Source organism: Desulfurococcus sp. (genome assembly GCA_026626905.1).
Taxonomy (GTDB): domain Archaea; phylum Thermoproteota; class Thermoprotei_A; order Sulfolobales; family Desulfurococcaceae; genus Desulfurococcus.
In genome coordinates this window covers 128,731-144,996 of record JAPNUX010000001.1, presented here as the reverse complement: position 1 = coordinate 144,996, position 16,266 = coordinate 128,731, and the positions used below count along the sequence as shown (strand labels likewise).

Sequence of the window (16,266 nt, the reverse complement as noted above, 5' to 3'; positions counted from 1 at the left end):
CTTTCAAAGCTAGTCTCTGAAACTCCTCTTTAATGCTACTAGGTCTTTTGCAGCCTGAACGATATTCTCGGGCTCAGCTTTCATGGTGATCAGTATAGCGTTCTCCTCAGGTATGCTTGATACCCTTAGATAGCCGCTGTGATTCTTAACTAAGCTGACTAGTATATCCCTATCTCTACCATCCTCGTAGTAAACATAGTATTCGACCCCACCATGCTCAAAGACCTCGCTTTTCAAGCCCTCTACACTCAAATCATCCTGCTTCAATAGTCTGAGCCATCCACGCTTCACTACATGCATCCTCCTTAGCTTCAAGCCAGGTTCCTTAACTAGAATATCCAGCCTGTCAACCTTGCTCGTTAGAAGCCTAGCTATAGGGTAGTAGAGTAGACTGTAGTGTGGTAGAAGTAGAAGCCTAGCGTAGATCCTCTTTGCCCCGGTGGAGTCAAGCTTATACTCGGATTTAAAGCCAACGAGATACCCGAGAAGCACATAGTTTTTATCAACAGGCTTGAAGACTTCTTCGAGTGTTTTCACGATACTATGCATTAACCAGAGCATTCTCCTCCTCCAGTAATAATACCATACAATCATTACGCCAGCGAGAATAGATAGAGCTAGGACTGCCAGGAGATCCGTGAACTCCATGAAACCACCAGTGACATACCTATCATGCCTGCTCTAGTTGATATTTGCTCACAATGCTTTAAATTCTCATTAAGGGGGTGGCGTATACTAGAGGCTACCGTGTGGGTAAAATGTAGTGAGAGACCCTTGACTACCATTACTCTACGATTACTAGGCCTTTAGGCTATAGGAGTGAATACAGTGGAGTACTACTCAACGTGTATGAGTCTGAGTACTTCACTACTAGTTAGCTTGTAGCTACCTCTCTCATTCTCTACTACTAGCTCGCCTAGCTCTGTGATGTCCTTGGCTACACCCTTAACCTCTCCACTTACAGTTAGAGCTGTAACTCTTCTACCTAGGGTTGAAAGATACTCCATGTACTCTCTTCTCAGTTCATCAGGTTTCTCCGACAGCTTGTCTAGCCTGCCCATCCATCCCGTTAAATAAGAGAGTAACCTACCGCGTGGTACTAGCTCGCCTTTAATACCTCTGAGGCTTACAGCAGTTTCTATCGGGGGATCATTATTGACGTTCATTCCCACTCCAATATAGCCTATAATATCTGCTCCCGCGTACTCTCCCTCTAAGAGGATGCCAGCGATCTTTCCATTCTTGTAGACTATATCGTTAGGCCACTTTACCTCCGAGTTAACTGAGAGCTTATCTCTTAGAACTCTAACTAGTACGACGGGGACTATCATTGGTAGTAGCTGAGTGGTCTGAGGCTTAGCGTGGATCTTGAATGTCACCCATAAGCCCCCCAGGTTGCTTATCCAGGTTTTACCGTGTCTCCCCTTACCCTGGCTTTGAAGCTCTGATACTACAATACTCCAGGGAGGCAGCCATCTCGCTGAGGTCATTGAAGACCCCATTATAATCCTGTAGTAGTAGCTCCACCCCCAGGGTTTAAGCCATCCAAGGTTATCACTAGTACTCCAGGAGACAGATGACTCTGATACCTTGATAATGAAGTACTTGGATAGCTCACCGAGGATTCCGCGAGCATACTCCTCGGTCACACCAAGCTCCCTGGCTAACTCTTGAAGCTCCATCTCCCTACGCTGGGAGAGTACTCTTAGAACTTCTAGTTTCAACAGTAAATCCTCACTCACCGGCTTCGCCCTCCAGTACTCTTACTTTCTCGACAACCTTATCAATGTTAAGTATGTTTGGGAGGTTAGGGTAGTATACTCTTAGAAACTCGTAGAGGTTAACCACCTGCGTGCTTCTTCTAGCTGTTGATATCTCAACTAAGCCGTCCCTCCAGAGCTTTGATAGAAGGCCTAGTAGGAGGTTCCTGGTGTTCTCCATTTCAATTGACGCATAGTACTCTCTCGGCATATACTTTAATAGTATGCCGGGCTGCTCTACATGCATCTCGAGTACACCACGGTCTCTTCTAATAACAGGGCACGCGAGGCTTAAACCGTACTCGGCTACAGCGAATACACGTTTTTCCCTCTCATCTATATTGTATTTAACGTAGCGTGGAATATACGGGTAGCTTCGGCATATAAGCGGTTTGTATACATCGTGAATCAAGCATTTAACTCCATTGAGAAAAACGCATTTACCATTAACTAGCTCCATGACGTAGCTGAAGGCTATATTCACGCCTGATATCTCGTCGTAAACCATGTAGCCTGGCTGACTCTTGTAGGGTAAGCCCAGCTTACCAGCTATGAGTTTTAAAACTACGTCCTCGTGAGGTAGTAGTGATACAGGAGAGAAAGTACAGCAGAGACCACATGCAGGGCACTTGAATACAGGTATCTCCCTGCTATCTCCTCGAATAGCTTCTCCACCTCACGCAGTAGAGTAGTATCCGGGCAGCTTCTCGCTATAGAGCATTCTAACTCTCTCAACACCACCAATACCTTCAATTATCTCGGCAACCGGCGGTGGAACCAGCTGCTTCCATGAGGGATCACCACTCGCTATAAGCTTCCTTACAATACTCCCACTATACTTATCTCTATCAATAGATGGCGGAGCCACTACAGTGTAGCCTTCCTCAGTGAAGAGGCGCTGTATTATCGGATTTAAGGTTACAACGTATTTAAAGGGGGGACTGTACTGTCTAACAAAGTGTACAGCTGCCCTGTTGACTTCTAGTGTTGGCAGAGTGACTGTTATATACCTTGATAAATCGTGCCCAGCCCACTTGAGAGCCCCCCGTATCATGAGGAGTCTTTCACCTGCTGTAAAGGGATTTTCAGGTGTATGGCTCTGGCTAGCCATCCCAACTACTATTATGACCTCGCTATGCCTTCTATAGCAGTATTCTACAGCGTGGAGATGCCCGTAGTGGAAGGGCTGGAATCGTGCTATAATAAGACATCTCTCTACATCCATAGTTAAATTACCTCGCTTAACTCTCAGATCTACCCTCGGCTCCGCTTACCTCGCTGGTACTCTTTAATCTATCAATATACCTTGAGAGAGCCTCAACAACCTTCTTAGACTCCTCGATCTCCATGCTTACAATGCACTGCTCTATTAGCTCATTTCTGTATTTCTTGTATTCCTCTGGCGTCAACTGTCCTTTCGAAAGCATGCCTTCAACGAGGGATATGCATTCTCTCTCAATACGTTTTGTCCACACTGTAGCAATGTATATACCCGGGTATCGCGGGTCAAGCTGCTTAACCTCTACAATCCCCTTAAGTTCAGCCATTATTATCAGGTTTCTGACGTTCTCTAGCTCGTTCTCCTCGAATATAAAGCAGTTGTACCTTGAGAATGCTTTAGAGACCCGCTTAGCTAGCTCCTCCATGCTCACTTCTCATCACCTAGTACCGTTTTTGAGACAGGTATCCGGTGAGTATCAACATATACTCTCACAAGCCACGCATAAACAGGGTCCCCTATGCTACGCCTGAGGACACCGTTCTGGTATTTAGCCTTGTACACTATCTCCCCTCTATGATTGTATACAGCTATGTATCCTTTAACTCTACCCATATAGTTCCTTACAAACCACCCGTATACTGCGAAATCACCATGAGAGAGAGTGATCCTAAGGGATCTCGCCGAGCCTACAGTGTAGGTTGGCTTAGCAGCCGCCTCCTCTACTATATCGCTTGCACTCGGCTTTACGAGCCCCCGCCCTCTCCTGTATACTAGCAGGGAGCTTGAAGCAATATGCTTCCCACTCTTGCTCCTCGAGTTCTCGATCTTAAAGTACCCTATGCTGCTCAGCGTCTACCACCTACTACACCCTCACGGATCCGAAGTAACCCGCCCTCCTTGTACTCTATGATGGGGCTTCCAGCCTCCACGATAATACTCCAAGGCTGATTATAGAGTTGCCTGTTTATTCTGGCTATAACATTCTCTAGGACTAACTGTTTAACACCCATGAATACTTTTGTCTCGTCGAGTCTACCTTCCTCACTATACTTGTTGATTTCAACCTTGTACTCGTCTACAGTGAAGTACACGTTGACTACTAGCCTAGGCATTAAACCACCTACATTGTCATCTTAAACCTCGAGTGATCAATACTTCTAGTAGATTTATATGCCTCTTCAACAGCCCTCCTGTACTCCTCTGCGTTAATGCCGAGCATGCTCTCCAGAGTCTCCTTTACAGTCTTCGAGACCACGGGCTCTAACTCAATAGTATACTTGTCTCTAGCAACATAGGCTCTAATAATTACTGCTAGAGGTGACTCCCCTTCAAGCAGGTTTAGCTCTCTATCTACCACTACCTGCCGGCGGGATACCTTGCCAGTGTAGAGTACTACTCTAGGAACTCCACCCCCATTAGGGTATAGTAGAGTCCTAGGTACAGGTGATAAATCCAGTATATCTATCCATAGGCTGCTCTCATCTATGTTGAAGCCTTTAAGCTTCTTCTTTAGTTCCTCTAGGAGAGCCGTCTCCACTCTACTCCTCCAGCTTCTATCGAGGATTAACCTGAGTATCTCACCTGTGAGCACCGGCCCCTTGTAGCCGCTTAAAACGTAGTCTCCGCCAACCCGCCTCCATAAAGGTTTCCTCTCAATCAGCATTAGTCTTGCTAAACGCCCTACCTCGGAGTCCTCTCTCAAGGCTTTTGAGAGCATTAAGCTGTAAACATATACATCTGTTAGCTCGAGGAATCCTTCCAGCTCGCCCCTCGATATAGCTGCAACTCTCTCGTAGAACCCGTATTCTTCATCCAGCTTTTCGAGTAGAATGTCGAGTATTCTATCGAAGGCTCTGCAGACACTGTGATAGTAGACGTGCTCGTACATGCTGGCCTTAGCAATCATGTACTGCTTGAATTCCCCTATCCCGGTTCTATCGAGGACAGCCTTAAACGATTTATTCTCAATGATTGGATACGTGTTTCTATAGAGTCTCTCGTAGCTCACATAACCGTACTCGCTTGTCCCCGCATAATAGCTATCTCTCCTCAGGAAGTCCATGACGTCAGATGGGTATAATCCATCCCTTAGAATCCACTTGAAGGCTTCTATTACAGGATGCTGCTCCCCCTTATCTCCCAGTAGTTTTACAGTTAGCTCGGTGAGCCCTGGGAGGTCTAGCTTACTCTCCATGCTCTCCAGCTTATCCTCTAAGAGAACTTTAAACAGCTTTAACCCTATCTTCTCGTGGTTCGAGAGATCGCTAGGGGGATCCCTCCTCCATAGAATAGAGTGCTCGAATGAATGCCCGAAGGCTGCGTGACCTATATCGTGTAGTAGCCCGGCTAGCCGGCTAGCCTCCACAATCACTGCTGGCTTAAACCCCTCTAGAATACTTTCCCCGTAGAAGAATACCAGCTTCTCCGTGAAATCCTCTGCTACAAGCCCGGTTAAATGCATTACTCCAAGACTATGCTGAAATCTAGTGTGGACGGCTCCAGGGTATACTAGATGCGCTGTCTGAAGCTGCATTATGTACCTGAGTCTCTGAACAACAATACTATTGATAACCTGCTCCTCAACCTCCCTATTAAAGTAGACGTAGCCGTAGATAGGATCACTCACCATCTTCCAAGTAAACATACCTTTGAAACTGCTGCTCACAGCCATACCACCGTTTAAACCTACCCTACTTTACATGCTTTTATGATTACTGTTCCCCTGGAATCCATGGATCCAGAGCTACCCTGCCTCTCACAGCAACTATACTGTAGCAGGTGGTTTAGAAGTAGCAGGACTAGGGTAAGGGAAACATTCAGGAGGCCTGTGTAGTTTTAGAGTCAATGCGGCTACTTCTTTGCAATCCAGCCTTCAGCAGTCCTCTCAGCTAATCCCTCCTTCCTGAGGTCGTGGAGTCTAGCTCTAACTGTATTATAATTCAACCCTGTAATCCTGCTTATCTCCTTAGGCATTAACGGCGTCTTCTGGCTCCTCAGAAACTCAAGTATCCTCTCCTTTACAGTCTTCTGCTCACTCAAAACACACCACCATTCAATCCTTGATCACTGTATATAGTAAATAAAGGTATTAAAAACATGAGACGGCATCTAACACCATACTCCCACTCAAGTCACCCCGTGGTCTAAGTCCTACACCCCGGGAATTAAAGCTTGAATTGTATACACGGAGCTTCAAACTCCACTATCCATGGAGTTTCAGTGGGCAGGTGAGACTTAAGATTGAAGGAAACAGTACAGTTGAATCATGTAGCCGGCATAGAATACTAACGTGGAGGGTGAAAACTGGAATCCACGACGGAAACTTAAAACGCATTAACATTAGTTAATGCTCCCGGTGAAATCCACGGGAAGATGAGGGGCTACGCTAAGCTACCTAAGCTTTCCACAGTGAACACTGAGGTTTCACCGGGAGCTTTACCCGTCCTCGTAGTGGATACTGCTACACGTCTACCCAGCATGCTGTTAAAATACCCTTCTATTATCCCAAGGGTTACCTGGGGGTTAACTGCTAACCCTGCTTCACTAAGTGCTAAGCACTCCCAGTTGTCTATTATCTCTATGAGGTAGTTTACGTAGTTTTCTGTTGAAGCCTTCACTACTCCTAAGCCTAGAGCACTATATATGGCTTCGAAGAATCTCAGCCCTCGCTCAACATACTCTTCGAACCCGCCTACATCCTCTATCCTGACATTCCACCTCTCGTAGAGGTGTCTTCCAATCCCTCGGCCAAAGCTCCTTAGAAGACTGTGGAAGTGCGCCTCTAACCCGGGGGTTGATGCTAGCTGCTTATACATCTCTCTAAAGCCCTCTCTCAGCAGTCCATGCGTGAATATATGTGCCCTCATATCAGCTAGCATAAGGACTCTACTCTTCGGGAAGACATAGGCGTTGAGGGCTGATAAATGCTTCACGCTTAAAACAATGTCACCTAGCTCTTTTTTCAAGGATTCCTCTATGCTGGAGCCGCATGCTTCATCGCATTTCTCAACAAGGATGAAAAGCCTGCCTTCCTTAATATCGCTTGTAATAATGCCAGGTGTAGTTATATTGGCGATGCTAAGACCTCTCGAAGCAATTAAATCAGATATCCTTGCGGCAACCCCGGCTTTATTTCGGACAACCATGTCGAGGAGTGTAAACGGCTCCCCGCTCAAGAAAAATACCGAGGGAATATGGATCACCAGGGAGTCATAGTCCCCAGGCTTAAGTCTCCCACCACCTAGTAGCCTCCGTAAGATAACTCATCACCCCGGCAAGCCCTCAGGCGAATACAAGCTCAATTTATTATTAAACCACAAGATACTATAATATTAAGGTTGAGAGGGATAAAAATATTGAGTAACCCCTTAGAAGCTAATACAGTGGTACAGTTATCTGGAAGTCGCTTTTCTCATCACCGTAAAGCGAGGCATACATTATTATATACCAGTCTTCCCCGCTGGAAGGAGTTGTATCCCAGTACACTTTGAACACGATCTTTAAGCCACTGAACATTGTTAAGCCGTTAATATCAACTGATACCAGGCCGGCGAAAAGGTAGGCGGCAGTCGCATCATTATATACTCCCCGGCACCATGATTCATTCAAATTTTGTGGGGGCTTAAACGTGTCATCTAAGTCCACGCTTGGAACAAACATTGTTGCATTGACGACCTTGGAGGCTACGCTTCGTGCATCCTGGTACGCGTTGATGCCGCTAGCTAGCGGTATCTTGAATAGTATTAGCGTGGTACCGTTTCCATAGTAGTATGAAGCATACCTCTCACCAACAGCGTATTTAACTCCATTAGTCTCAGTGAGATTCACGAAGCCTAGTCTCTCAAGCATCCTGCTGTAAACCCAGAGCTGTATACGGGAGGGGTCAGGGATATAGAGGGATCTCTGCCCGTTGATGTCCACGTATGCATTAATGTAGACTGGTATAATGAAGCTATCCTCTATCAGCCTGCCTCTTACGAATGTAGCATTAAATCCATACTCTATACTCTTATTAAACCGCTTGTAGCCTGCCTCCACAGAGAAAACGTCCACTGATACATTCACCCTTAGAATATTAGTGAACCTGGAGTAGGGGACTGTGGAATTGCCTTCAAACCCGATATAGTACTCTACTGTAGGCGGGTACACGACTACCGTTAACCCGGCATCCCTCATAAGCGTAGCCCAGCTATTGAGTGAAGCGTAGACTTTCTTAGCAACAGCAATGGAGTAGACTTGAAGAGTATTATTCAAGATATCCATGTATCTAGATAGTGCATCCTTTACTCCAGTCCCAGTGTAGTTTGCTGTCCTATAACCTCCTTCCACAAAGCCTGTGTAGTTATAGCGTGTAGGCCATATACAGGCACAATTATTTCCGCTTCGAGTGCATGGAGTCTTGCAGACTTCATTCTGTGCTGGCGTGCATTTTCTCTCATACGGTCGCTCGGTTTGATTTATATCGTCGAAGTTTTTCATGCCCTCCAGCCACTTGCTTGTAAAGTTATTGTAGGCTGTTGTATTACTTGAGGCTATTGCTGAGATGATAATGCTGTTTAACTGCTGGTCTACTAGCCTCCAGACCTCCTGTCTCCTTGACTGTACCTCGATGTTAGAGATGTGGGTTAGTGTTGATGTAGTGTAGAATAGTGTTGTAGCGATGAGTACTACTACTATTACAGCTGCGACTGCTATAGGTAGCTGGGTCTTCAAGCATACACCACCTCGACACTATACTTTATGATTGTCCCGTAGACTGTTCCAGTAGTATACGTGTAGCTTGCCGTGTAGCCTCCACTCTTCTTGGTGAGGGCTTCGGCAGTACAGTTCTCGGCTCTCAAGACTTCCACGCTATCGGAGAGCCTGTACTCTGTTATATTCACGCTTACTCTTACAGCGTTAAGCCGTGAGAGGAGCTCGCTGGCTAGACTGCACGCTGTCCAAGCTGGCTTCTCCTGTATTACATCATAGACACTAGTCTCTCTAACTTTAAGCTTATAGCTAGTGGTGTAAGCGTATATCTCCAGGAAGAGTATTGCTGATGCCGCTACAATTAGAGCGAGAGCCATGCTGGATGCTAGAACCTGAATCTGCATCTTCAAGCCTACCGCCTCCAAACCCACAGCTCAAGCATGTAGGTGAAAGCCCCGATGGTAATGTAGCTTGAAACTCTTGTAGCCTGCGGCAGCGGGCTTCCGGGAGCATTAGTCAGGATATAAGTATTCCTGTACACTGGTGCTTGAATAGTCTTCGAGCCATCGCTGAGAGATACTAGTGATACTAGTACAGCATTATATATTGGTGCATAGATATCCTCGATGCTGGATACAGATTCGACGGGCCATGTCTGCCCCCGCTCGTACCTGTAGTATGTTCTCCCCTTCACAAGGTAGACTTCGTACTTCTTCAATGATGAATTGTACTGTTGCTTGCTTTCATCGGCCATGTACCTTGTCTCAGTTATATTATAATGTACTTCTACGGGGATACCGCCTGAAAATTTCATGTTCCATGTTATATTTGTCTTCGACGAAGTATAGTTTGCTAGCGTGCTCGAGGCAAGATAGTATAGCGTGGTGTTGACACCAGTGAAATTGTAGAAGCTGGTGGTATTCAAGGTTATATTACTCGGTGCGAGTACTAGCAGGCGTCTAGTACTATCGCTTATAGTGTAGCCTTCTGTAGAGTTAAGCCAGTACCCTATGAATCTTACAGCTCCCTGCTCTCCTACAGCTATAATTGCTGAGAAGCTTTTAACAGGGGATGTAGTGTAGTTGTAGGTGTACATGTATACGCCTCCTGTTTTACTGAGCACTGGCTCTACTACTATGCTTGAACTACCGTTTAATGACACTGCGAGAATACGTATCGTTGCATTGAAGAGCGAGGTGACAGTGATAACCCTGCCTACTGGATCCACTGTTATATTGAGGGGAGTGTATACTCTAGCATAATAGTAGTATTCTCCTGCAAGCGAGCCGGCATAACTTTCAACAGCTTTCTCCAAGCTCTCCTTAATCTCGCTGACTTCGAGTGTAAGATTACCTTGATTAAATGCATCTGCAAGAACCTTCTGGACTATAGTGGTGAAGACCTCACTGATATCAGTGCCTGCGATAACAGTCTTCTCAGGCGTGTAGAATTGTGATACAACCATATTGTAGAATGGTAGTACTGATAAAATTATAAGTATAGCTAGAATATACTCGACAACCTCCTTCACCCGCCTCTCACCCCTTTCACTGCTATTACAACTGTGACCGAGCCTCTATCCCCTAGCACTACACTTAAATCTACTGCAAGATCGCTTGAGAACACTATGTATCCCGCCCGCTCTACAGCAATTATGATGGGTGGCTTGGGGAAAGATGCATTCTGAGTTAAACTTGGATTGTAGACTGCTAGAGGCTCAGGGTAAACGAATGGTCTAACCATGATCCTCGTGAAGACTCCAGTTGTATTTATATCCTTTACCTGCCCTGGAGGCACCTCGCCCTCTAGTGATACACCGAAGACAGCCTTCAGTAGTAGGGGCTTGTAGCTTCCAGCAGGGATACTACAGTTAGCTACTAGTGTTCTGCTAGGCGTGTAGATGTAGTAGTAGAAGACTCCGTTATAGTATCCCACGCTTGTTAGATAGTCGCTACCCCAGGCTATATTCCCTGTAGTATTACACACTATGCTGCCATTATTCAGGATGAACACGTAGGTTTTATCAGATGGAACGCTGCAACTTTTTCCTATATTTATTTTATTAGCAGTAGCGTGAATCATAGCTGAAGTAGATGCTGTTGACCCCTCAATACCCGGCGCGTATACTAATATCATGCCTCCGGATAGAATCTCACTCCAAATGTAGTAGTCTACGAGTGTTTCATTACTATCATACACTAGTATTTCAACTGGATTAGTAACGCCGAGAATCGGGTGAGTTGAAACATTGAGTACAGCTATCCCACTTTCATTTACTACACTACTCACAGTGTAGTTGCCGTCCCGTACTTCAATCCTCCATCCTGGAGGCAGGCCGACAACCTTTATAGTCGTTAAGTCCACTGGCTCACTATACCTTAAAGCTATTAAGTCGTCGAAGAATGAGCCATTATACTCTTCTAGAACTCCATCATAGTATACCATTGGCCCAATGAAAGCAGGGTCGCCGGGCAACCCCTGGGTACCACTCCTATGCAGCTGGTAAATGATCTCACCTGTTGAAGTGTAAACGCTCATGTTCAGCTCAGGGTTACCCTGCCCCTTGGACGGGCTTCGAATAGTCACATTAATGTAAAACCATTCATCTGAACCTGCGGGATTGATTTTACTGCAATTGAGTTTTTCATTCCCTGTTTTCAGTAGACTATCTACATCGAGTGAGCATACGTAAATACTGGTTTTATTCTTCTTTAAGAGTAGAGCGAAAGCCTGTGTTGACTCGTTAACCAGTTTATCGCTTAGAACTAGGCCTCTCAGCACGTTATCAGAAGGTACTTTGATCTTGTAGAGGATACTAGCATAGTTTCCAGTCGAGTTAATACTTCTCTGAGCAATAGCAATACTTTTTTCTTTTACTACAGTGTTGTTTACAGCGTTGTTTGCTACTACATAGTTTACGCTTTCAGGCTCTACGCTTTCAGGGTCGAGTGTAATACTCCAGTTGCCGTATATGATGGTGTAGTGTGAGATATTGATTGAGGGATCTATTACAGTGGGTATTAGACGCAAGCCGTATTTCCTGGCGGTTGTATTCCACGTGTAGAAGCCTGCCCTGTAGTTTTGACTATCACTATCTTTTCCCGTTGACACGGGTCTACCGAGGGCTTCAACAATATACCCTTGCGTCCCGTTAACCCAGAAGTCTCTGAGAGTATACACGTTCACGTAGCCGGGGTTATTCTGATACCCGGCTGAAATAGTTAAGTTGGCTCCACCACCGGTTACATTCAGCGAGCTCGTGTTACCGTATTTAATACCCCATTTACCACTCAACAGTAGATCCGTTATATTATTGTAGACGCCTAGGTTGTCGAAGAAGGTGAATAGTGAGGGGTCGTTCTTCTCAATAGCATAGGGGTTACCCCAGTACATGTATATCGTCCTGGTTTCACCAGCCTTTAGGAAGGGTATTTTAACCCATATTAATGCCTGCTTGCTTGTATCATTCCAGTACTCGATGTAGTAGTTTAGTGGTGTCATCCCATCTGAATCCGTGAATCTTACATCATTCCTCGTAGGTGTGAAGACTCTACCAAGGTAGCTGCAGTTTATGCCTGCGTAGGAGAGGTTTACGAGGACAGGGTAGCCGGTTAGGTTTACGCCTGCCTTCTCGGATATATTGATGGGTATTCTGCAGAGGAATAGCGACCCGCCTTCACTGTACCCGTATCCTGGGTCAAAGCCTTCTCTATACTTATCGATTACTATTTGCCCGCGGGCTACTTCAACAGGCTTATCGATTACTCTAGCGTAACCGTAGATAGTGTTATCGGGGCTTGCTACAGCAACGTAGAGTCCTGTGTCAGCTGGTATCCTAGGGAACAGCTTACTCAAATACACGCCTGAGCCTATGTAGACATTGTACTTCTCTCCTGATGCTGATTCAACAGGGTTTGCTAGCTGGATTATAGTATTGTTTAAGCCTCTTACAAGTGCGTCTAGTATGGCTTCACTGAGCTTTCCAGCTATAGCAAGCGCTATATCCTCGTATAAACGCTGGAGGTTAGTGTAACGTGTCTCCTCGTAGATCGCAGAGCCGTAGTTAACCATAGCTACTAGTAGGGCTAGGAGAACACCGACCCCTATCACGTGGACTATTAGTGTTGAAGCCATCAGGCTCCCACCTCAACTAGTAAATCCACGACTATTATGTCGAGAGAGAAGGGGACTCCCGTGCACCTGCCTCCCAAGCCCACCTCAGTTAAATTTACTACACCATAGGTTACTCTACTCTTTAATACCTCGTCTATGAAAGTGATCTTTAGATCCCAGAGGCTTGCATTAATATTAGTATACACGTGGCGTATGCTGGTTGGTGTGACCCTTATAGAGCCCCCCGTACCCTTGAATCCTGCAACCGTGATGTTATAGTATGTAAGGATATAGTAGTATCCTGTTAGATTACCTGTTAAAACCACGCTGGCATCCACGAGTAGCCTGCAGGCATCTAGCTCAGTGATCATTAAGCTGCTGCTTCGATCCCTGTACTCGTAGACTCTTGGAATAAACCTTGAATCGTTGACTAGATAGTATCCGGAACCATAGACTAGCCCCTCCGGGTTGCTTACGCTTGCACCCAGGGTTAAAGCTGTACAGTTGAATATGAGGGCTGGTGTTGAACTCCCATTTAAGTACACCTCTATAACTCCTGCTCTCCCGTATCCTAGTGATGTATAGTGTGAGGGGATTACAGCAGAGTATTCTCCTACCGCGATGATGTTAGGGAAGCTTGATGCAATAGACTTGAAGACCTGCTTAACGTACTCGTACTCTGATCTCTGCATGCTAGCAGTCAGCATAGCGTAGCCGAGTGGGAGGACTGTTAGAGTTAAAGCTAGAAGAGCTGACACCACTATTATGGTCGGGTAGACTTCTGAAATACTCCTCATAGCACGCCCCAGCTCACTAATAATGTTACTCTTGAAGGGTTCAAAAACTTAAATTTACACTTAGCTGAAATCTAACCAATGAACACCTGTACTTCTACTACAGTAATGGTTACCCTGGTAAAAGCCTGCGACTTAATGGGTTTAATTTCCTCGGTTAGATCCGGGTTTATGCTCTCAAGTCTCACGCTCCTTACATTATAGTCTTCTGCTAGAATCCTAGTGCTGAATGATACGGCTAGCAGGCCTTGACCTACCACCCGGGGGTATCCTAGTCCTCCTGGACCGGTGAGATTGAAGACTGCTATCTCTAAGTACTCTTCACCGCCGATTAAGTTAATAGTGTAGTATGCTCTACAGGTATCTAGCACTAGAATACTCGATCCATTAGCATAGTACTCGTATACTAGTGGGATCAACTCTACATCACGTACTATTGAATAGTTGACACCTCTAACTATAAGCGGGTTTAGATTGCTTACCACAGGCTTCATTATTAATGCTTTAAGGATACTGCAGCCGACTGCATCAATTACTCTACTGCTGTTATTCCCGCCAAGTGTTATATTGAGCTTGTAGCCTGTATTCTTGGGCTCGTAGCCTAATGCCACCAGCTCGTGAGGGTATGAGTACTCGTTTGTATAGTTGCTCCTCCACTTCTCTACGATTGCATCGGCAAGTTTGTTGAACATGGTTTTCACATAGCCGTACTCTAAGAGAGCTTTAGCTTGATCAGTATAGAACATTGTATAGAAGTATATGGAGAGGGAAATTGCTAGCACCACAGTGAATAATACCAGCAGTGATATAGCTTCACCTATACCCTTAGCCATAAGATAGCACCATTTACCCTGCGAGGCTAGGCATTACTAGTAGTGTTGCAAGAGTTGCTAGAGTTAGTAGTATCCCGTGGATAACTCCAGCGATAACTCTCCCTGAAGATATCTTCCCTGCAACAACCCCCATTATGTAGTTGTTGATGACTATGCTGGGTAAGACTAGCCCAGCCGCCTGGCTGAATGCTCCTGACTGCATTGCTATATTACCCATAAAGCTCGTCATGTAGACAACTGTCACCGCTGAGAGTATTCCACCGATATATGGGACTATCATCAGGGTTCTAAGACTCCTCTTTCTCTCACTCTCAATAGCCTCAAAGCTCTCCGCGAACCACGCTAGATTATCCAGAACTTCTATTGTGCCACCACCCACCTCGATGGAGTCTGTGAGTATGAAGAGGAATACCTGGCCCACCCAAGATTTAACCCCCTTCATCACATCCCAGACTATTCTCCTCAACGGCATTCCAAGGCTTAACTGCATTGCTATCTTCTTTAAGTGTGGAGTGAAAACCCCGTAGTCTCTTGTACTTAGCTCTAGAATGCTTTTCTCAGGTGAAAGCCCAGTCTTCCTAATCTCGACTAGATCTCTTAGAAACCTGGTTATACCGTTTACAATTCTGTACTGCCTTACAGTGTAAATATAGTAAGCTGCTCCAGGCAGTGATGCAATAATCAAGGCTGTTGAGAGAGCTATTGATGTGTGAGAGTATCCTGGAAGCCTTTCGGCACTAAACAGCGTGAGGAATCCTCCTACTAGCTGGACTAAGGGGTTCAGCTTTAAGGGGTGGTAGGGCGGGAGGGAGATGTAGAATACTATGCCTATGATAGAGAGGAATAGGAATATCGGGATGAAGGTAGCAAGAAACACTATGTAGGGCTTCCAATCCATGTAGGGATCCTTGTATTGTAGTAGGTCAGTTACGTATATTATGGCGCCGCTTATCAGCGGGGCAATAATGTAGAGGAAGAAGAACATTCCCTCGCTTGATAGCCCGAATGGGACTGCTCCAGCGAATCCTGCTGTAACAAAGTACATTACAGTGAATGCTATCATGGTTAGCAGTATCATAGCTAGATATGATTCAAGGAGCCCGCCGAGCCTGTCGGCAATTATCTTTAAGCCGACAAGCATCTCATTGAACAATAACCTTGTCGTTTTATTGAGGTAGTCGGCTACGTCGCCTCCAGCTTTAACGGTTGCAATATACCCTGAGAGCACTCCTCTAACCTTGCTACTAGGAGTTCTCTTTGCTAGCTCATCGAAGGATGAAAGAGGATCCTTACCCAGCATTCTGTTTAATAACACGAATCTCTGCACAAGCTCGCTAGTTCTCTTGAATATAGAGCTACCTCTAAGCACTCTCTCGAAGGCTACGTAGGGTGAAAGCCCGCTCATAACCATTGTGCTTAAGTAGCTGGAGAAGAAGGGGAACTCGCTGTCAATGGATGAGGCTCTGCTTGAAGCTATAAGGGCTGGTAGGGAGGCTGCGAATAGGAGGGCTACTACAGGTATTACTACTAGTACTGCTGCAACAACAAGGTTCTTCAAGACTAGTACTGTTACTACAAGCATGATGAGTGAGAATACTGAGGTGATTATAAAGACTAAGCCTGCTAGTGAAGCATAAACCTCATAGTATACATGTATCCCTGACCTCCTAATGTGCTCAGGTATATTAGGAAAGAGCTTTAGCAGCGGTTTCCCCAGCCAGTAGAAGTACGTGTATACCTTATCCCAAAACCCCAAACCCAGACCCCCATTACCTTCTTTGAACGCCTGTTACTTAAAAGTTAGATAATATTTTAATATCAATACAGGTAGCCTGTTATATATGTCAAAGAGG

At 45.5% G+C, this 16,266-nt stretch carries 18 protein-coding genes; 1 reads left to right on the top strand and 17 read right to left on the bottom strand.

All coding sequences use genetic code 11. The annotated features are described in order from the left end of the window. Positions 1-9 precede the first annotated feature (9 nt). The 8 genes from OWQ48_00745 to OWQ48_00710 all read right to left on the bottom strand — a co-directional run bounded on the left by OWQ48_00745 (position 10) and on the right by OWQ48_00710 (position 5,611). A complete protein-coding gene (locus tag OWQ48_00745) occupies positions 10-648 on the bottom strand; it encodes a hypothetical protein (protein ID MCY0867749.1) in 639 nt (212 codons plus the stop codon). 188 nt (positions 649-836) lie between these two features. After that, positions 837-1,742 carry a biotin--[acetyl-CoA-carboxylase] ligase gene (locus OWQ48_00740; GenBank protein ID MCY0867748.1) on the bottom strand — a complete coding sequence of 302 codons (906 nt, stop codon included), beginning with the start codon at positions 1,740-1,742 and terminating at the stop codon, positions 837-839. Then, positions 1,735-2,403 (bottom strand): YkgJ family cysteine cluster protein, encoded by a 669-nt coding sequence (locus OWQ48_00735; GenBank protein ID MCY0867747.1) that lies wholly within the window; start codon positions 2,401-2,403, stop codon positions 1,735-1,737. Before OWQ48_00735 ends, OWQ48_00740 begins: the two co-directional genes overlap by 8 nt. 33 nt (positions 2,404-2,436) lie before the next feature. After that, positions 2,437-2,985, bottom strand: a complete 549-nt coding sequence (locus tag OWQ48_00730; protein ID MCY0867746.1) for a nicotinamide-nucleotide adenylyltransferase — start codon at positions 2,983-2,985, stop codon at positions 2,437-2,439. Positions 2,986-3,001: 16 nt separating this feature from the next. After that, complete coding sequence (locus OWQ48_00725) at positions 3,002-3,406, bottom strand: hypothetical protein (GenBank protein MCY0867745.1); 405 nt, start codon at positions 3,404-3,406, stop codon at positions 3,002-3,004. 2 nt (positions 3,407-3,408) lie between these two features. Next, positions 3,409-3,594, bottom strand: a complete 186-nt coding sequence (locus OWQ48_00720) for a hypothetical protein (protein ID MCY0867744.1) — start codon at positions 3,592-3,594, stop codon at positions 3,409-3,411. Positions 3,595-3,827: 233 nt separating this feature from the next. After that, positions 3,828-4,094 (bottom strand): hypothetical protein, encoded by a 267-nt coding sequence (locus tag OWQ48_00715; protein MCY0867743.1) that lies wholly within the window; start codon positions 4,092-4,094, stop codon positions 3,828-3,830. A gap of 8 nt (positions 4,095-4,102) precedes the next feature. Further along, positions 4,103-5,611 (bottom strand): HD domain-containing protein, encoded by a 1,509-nt coding sequence (locus OWQ48_00710; protein ID MCY0867742.1) that lies wholly within the window; start codon positions 5,609-5,611, stop codon positions 4,103-4,105. Positions 5,612-5,689: 78 nt separating this feature from the next. Between OWQ48_00710 and OWQ48_00705 the strand changes: the two genes are divergently transcribed. Further along, a complete protein-coding gene (locus OWQ48_00705) occupies positions 5,690-5,815 on the top strand; it encodes a hypothetical protein (GenBank protein ID MCY0867741.1) in 126 nt (41 codons plus the stop codon). Between the two features lie 17 nt (positions 5,816-5,832). Here the strand turns inward: OWQ48_00705 and OWQ48_00700 are convergent, their stop codons facing one another. The 9 genes from OWQ48_00700 to OWQ48_00660 all read right to left on the bottom strand — a co-directional run bounded on the left by OWQ48_00700 (position 5,833) and on the right by OWQ48_00660 (position 16,169). Next, positions 5,833-6,021: a helix-turn-helix domain-containing protein gene (locus OWQ48_00700; protein ID MCY0867740.1), complete on the bottom strand. Its 189-nt coding sequence runs from the start codon at positions 6,019-6,021 to the stop codon at positions 5,833-5,835. Positions 6,022-6,362: 341 nt separating this feature from the next. Continuing rightward, the gene (locus OWQ48_00695; GenBank protein MCY0867739.1) at positions 6,363-7,157 is read right to left on the bottom strand and encodes a hypothetical protein; all 795 of its coding nucleotides are present in this window, start codon (positions 7,155-7,157) and stop codon (positions 6,363-6,365) included. A gap of 199 nt (positions 7,158-7,356) precedes the next feature. Continuing rightward, complete coding sequence (locus OWQ48_00690; protein ID MCY0867738.1) at positions 7,357-8,694, bottom strand: hypothetical protein; 1,338 nt, start codon at positions 8,692-8,694, stop codon at positions 7,357-7,359. Then, the gene (locus tag OWQ48_00685) at positions 8,691-9,077 is read right to left on the bottom strand and encodes a hypothetical protein (GenBank protein ID MCY0867737.1); all 387 of its coding nucleotides are present in this window, start codon (positions 9,075-9,077) and stop codon (positions 8,691-8,693) included. The genes OWQ48_00690 and OWQ48_00685 overlap by 4 nt, the downstream gene beginning before the upstream one ends. 8 nt (positions 9,078-9,085) lie before the next feature. After that, positions 9,086-10,204: a hypothetical protein gene (locus OWQ48_00680; protein MCY0867736.1), complete on the bottom strand. Its 1,119-nt coding sequence runs from the start codon at positions 10,202-10,204 to the stop codon at positions 9,086-9,088. Then, complete coding sequence (locus OWQ48_00675; protein MCY0867735.1) at positions 10,201-12,807, bottom strand: DUF2341 domain-containing protein; 2,607 nt, start codon at positions 12,805-12,807, stop codon at positions 10,201-10,203. The genes OWQ48_00680 and OWQ48_00675 overlap by 4 nt, the downstream gene beginning before the upstream one ends. After that, positions 12,807-13,583 (bottom strand): hypothetical protein, encoded by a 777-nt coding sequence (locus OWQ48_00670; protein ID MCY0867734.1) that lies wholly within the window; start codon positions 13,581-13,583, stop codon positions 12,807-12,809. The genes OWQ48_00675 and OWQ48_00670 overlap by 1 nt, the downstream gene beginning before the upstream one ends. Before the next feature lie 71 nt (positions 13,584-13,654). Next, on the bottom strand, positions 13,655-14,413 hold the full coding sequence (locus OWQ48_00665; protein ID MCY0867733.1) for a hypothetical protein: 759 nt from the start codon (positions 14,411-14,413) through the stop codon (positions 13,655-13,657). A gap of 13 nt (positions 14,414-14,426) precedes the next feature. Continuing rightward, positions 14,427-16,169 carry a type II secretion system F family protein gene (locus tag OWQ48_00660; protein ID MCY0867732.1) on the bottom strand — a complete coding sequence of 581 codons (1,743 nt, stop codon included), beginning with the start codon at positions 16,167-16,169 and terminating at the stop codon, positions 14,427-14,429. Between the last annotated feature and the right edge of the window lie 97 nt (positions 16,170-16,266).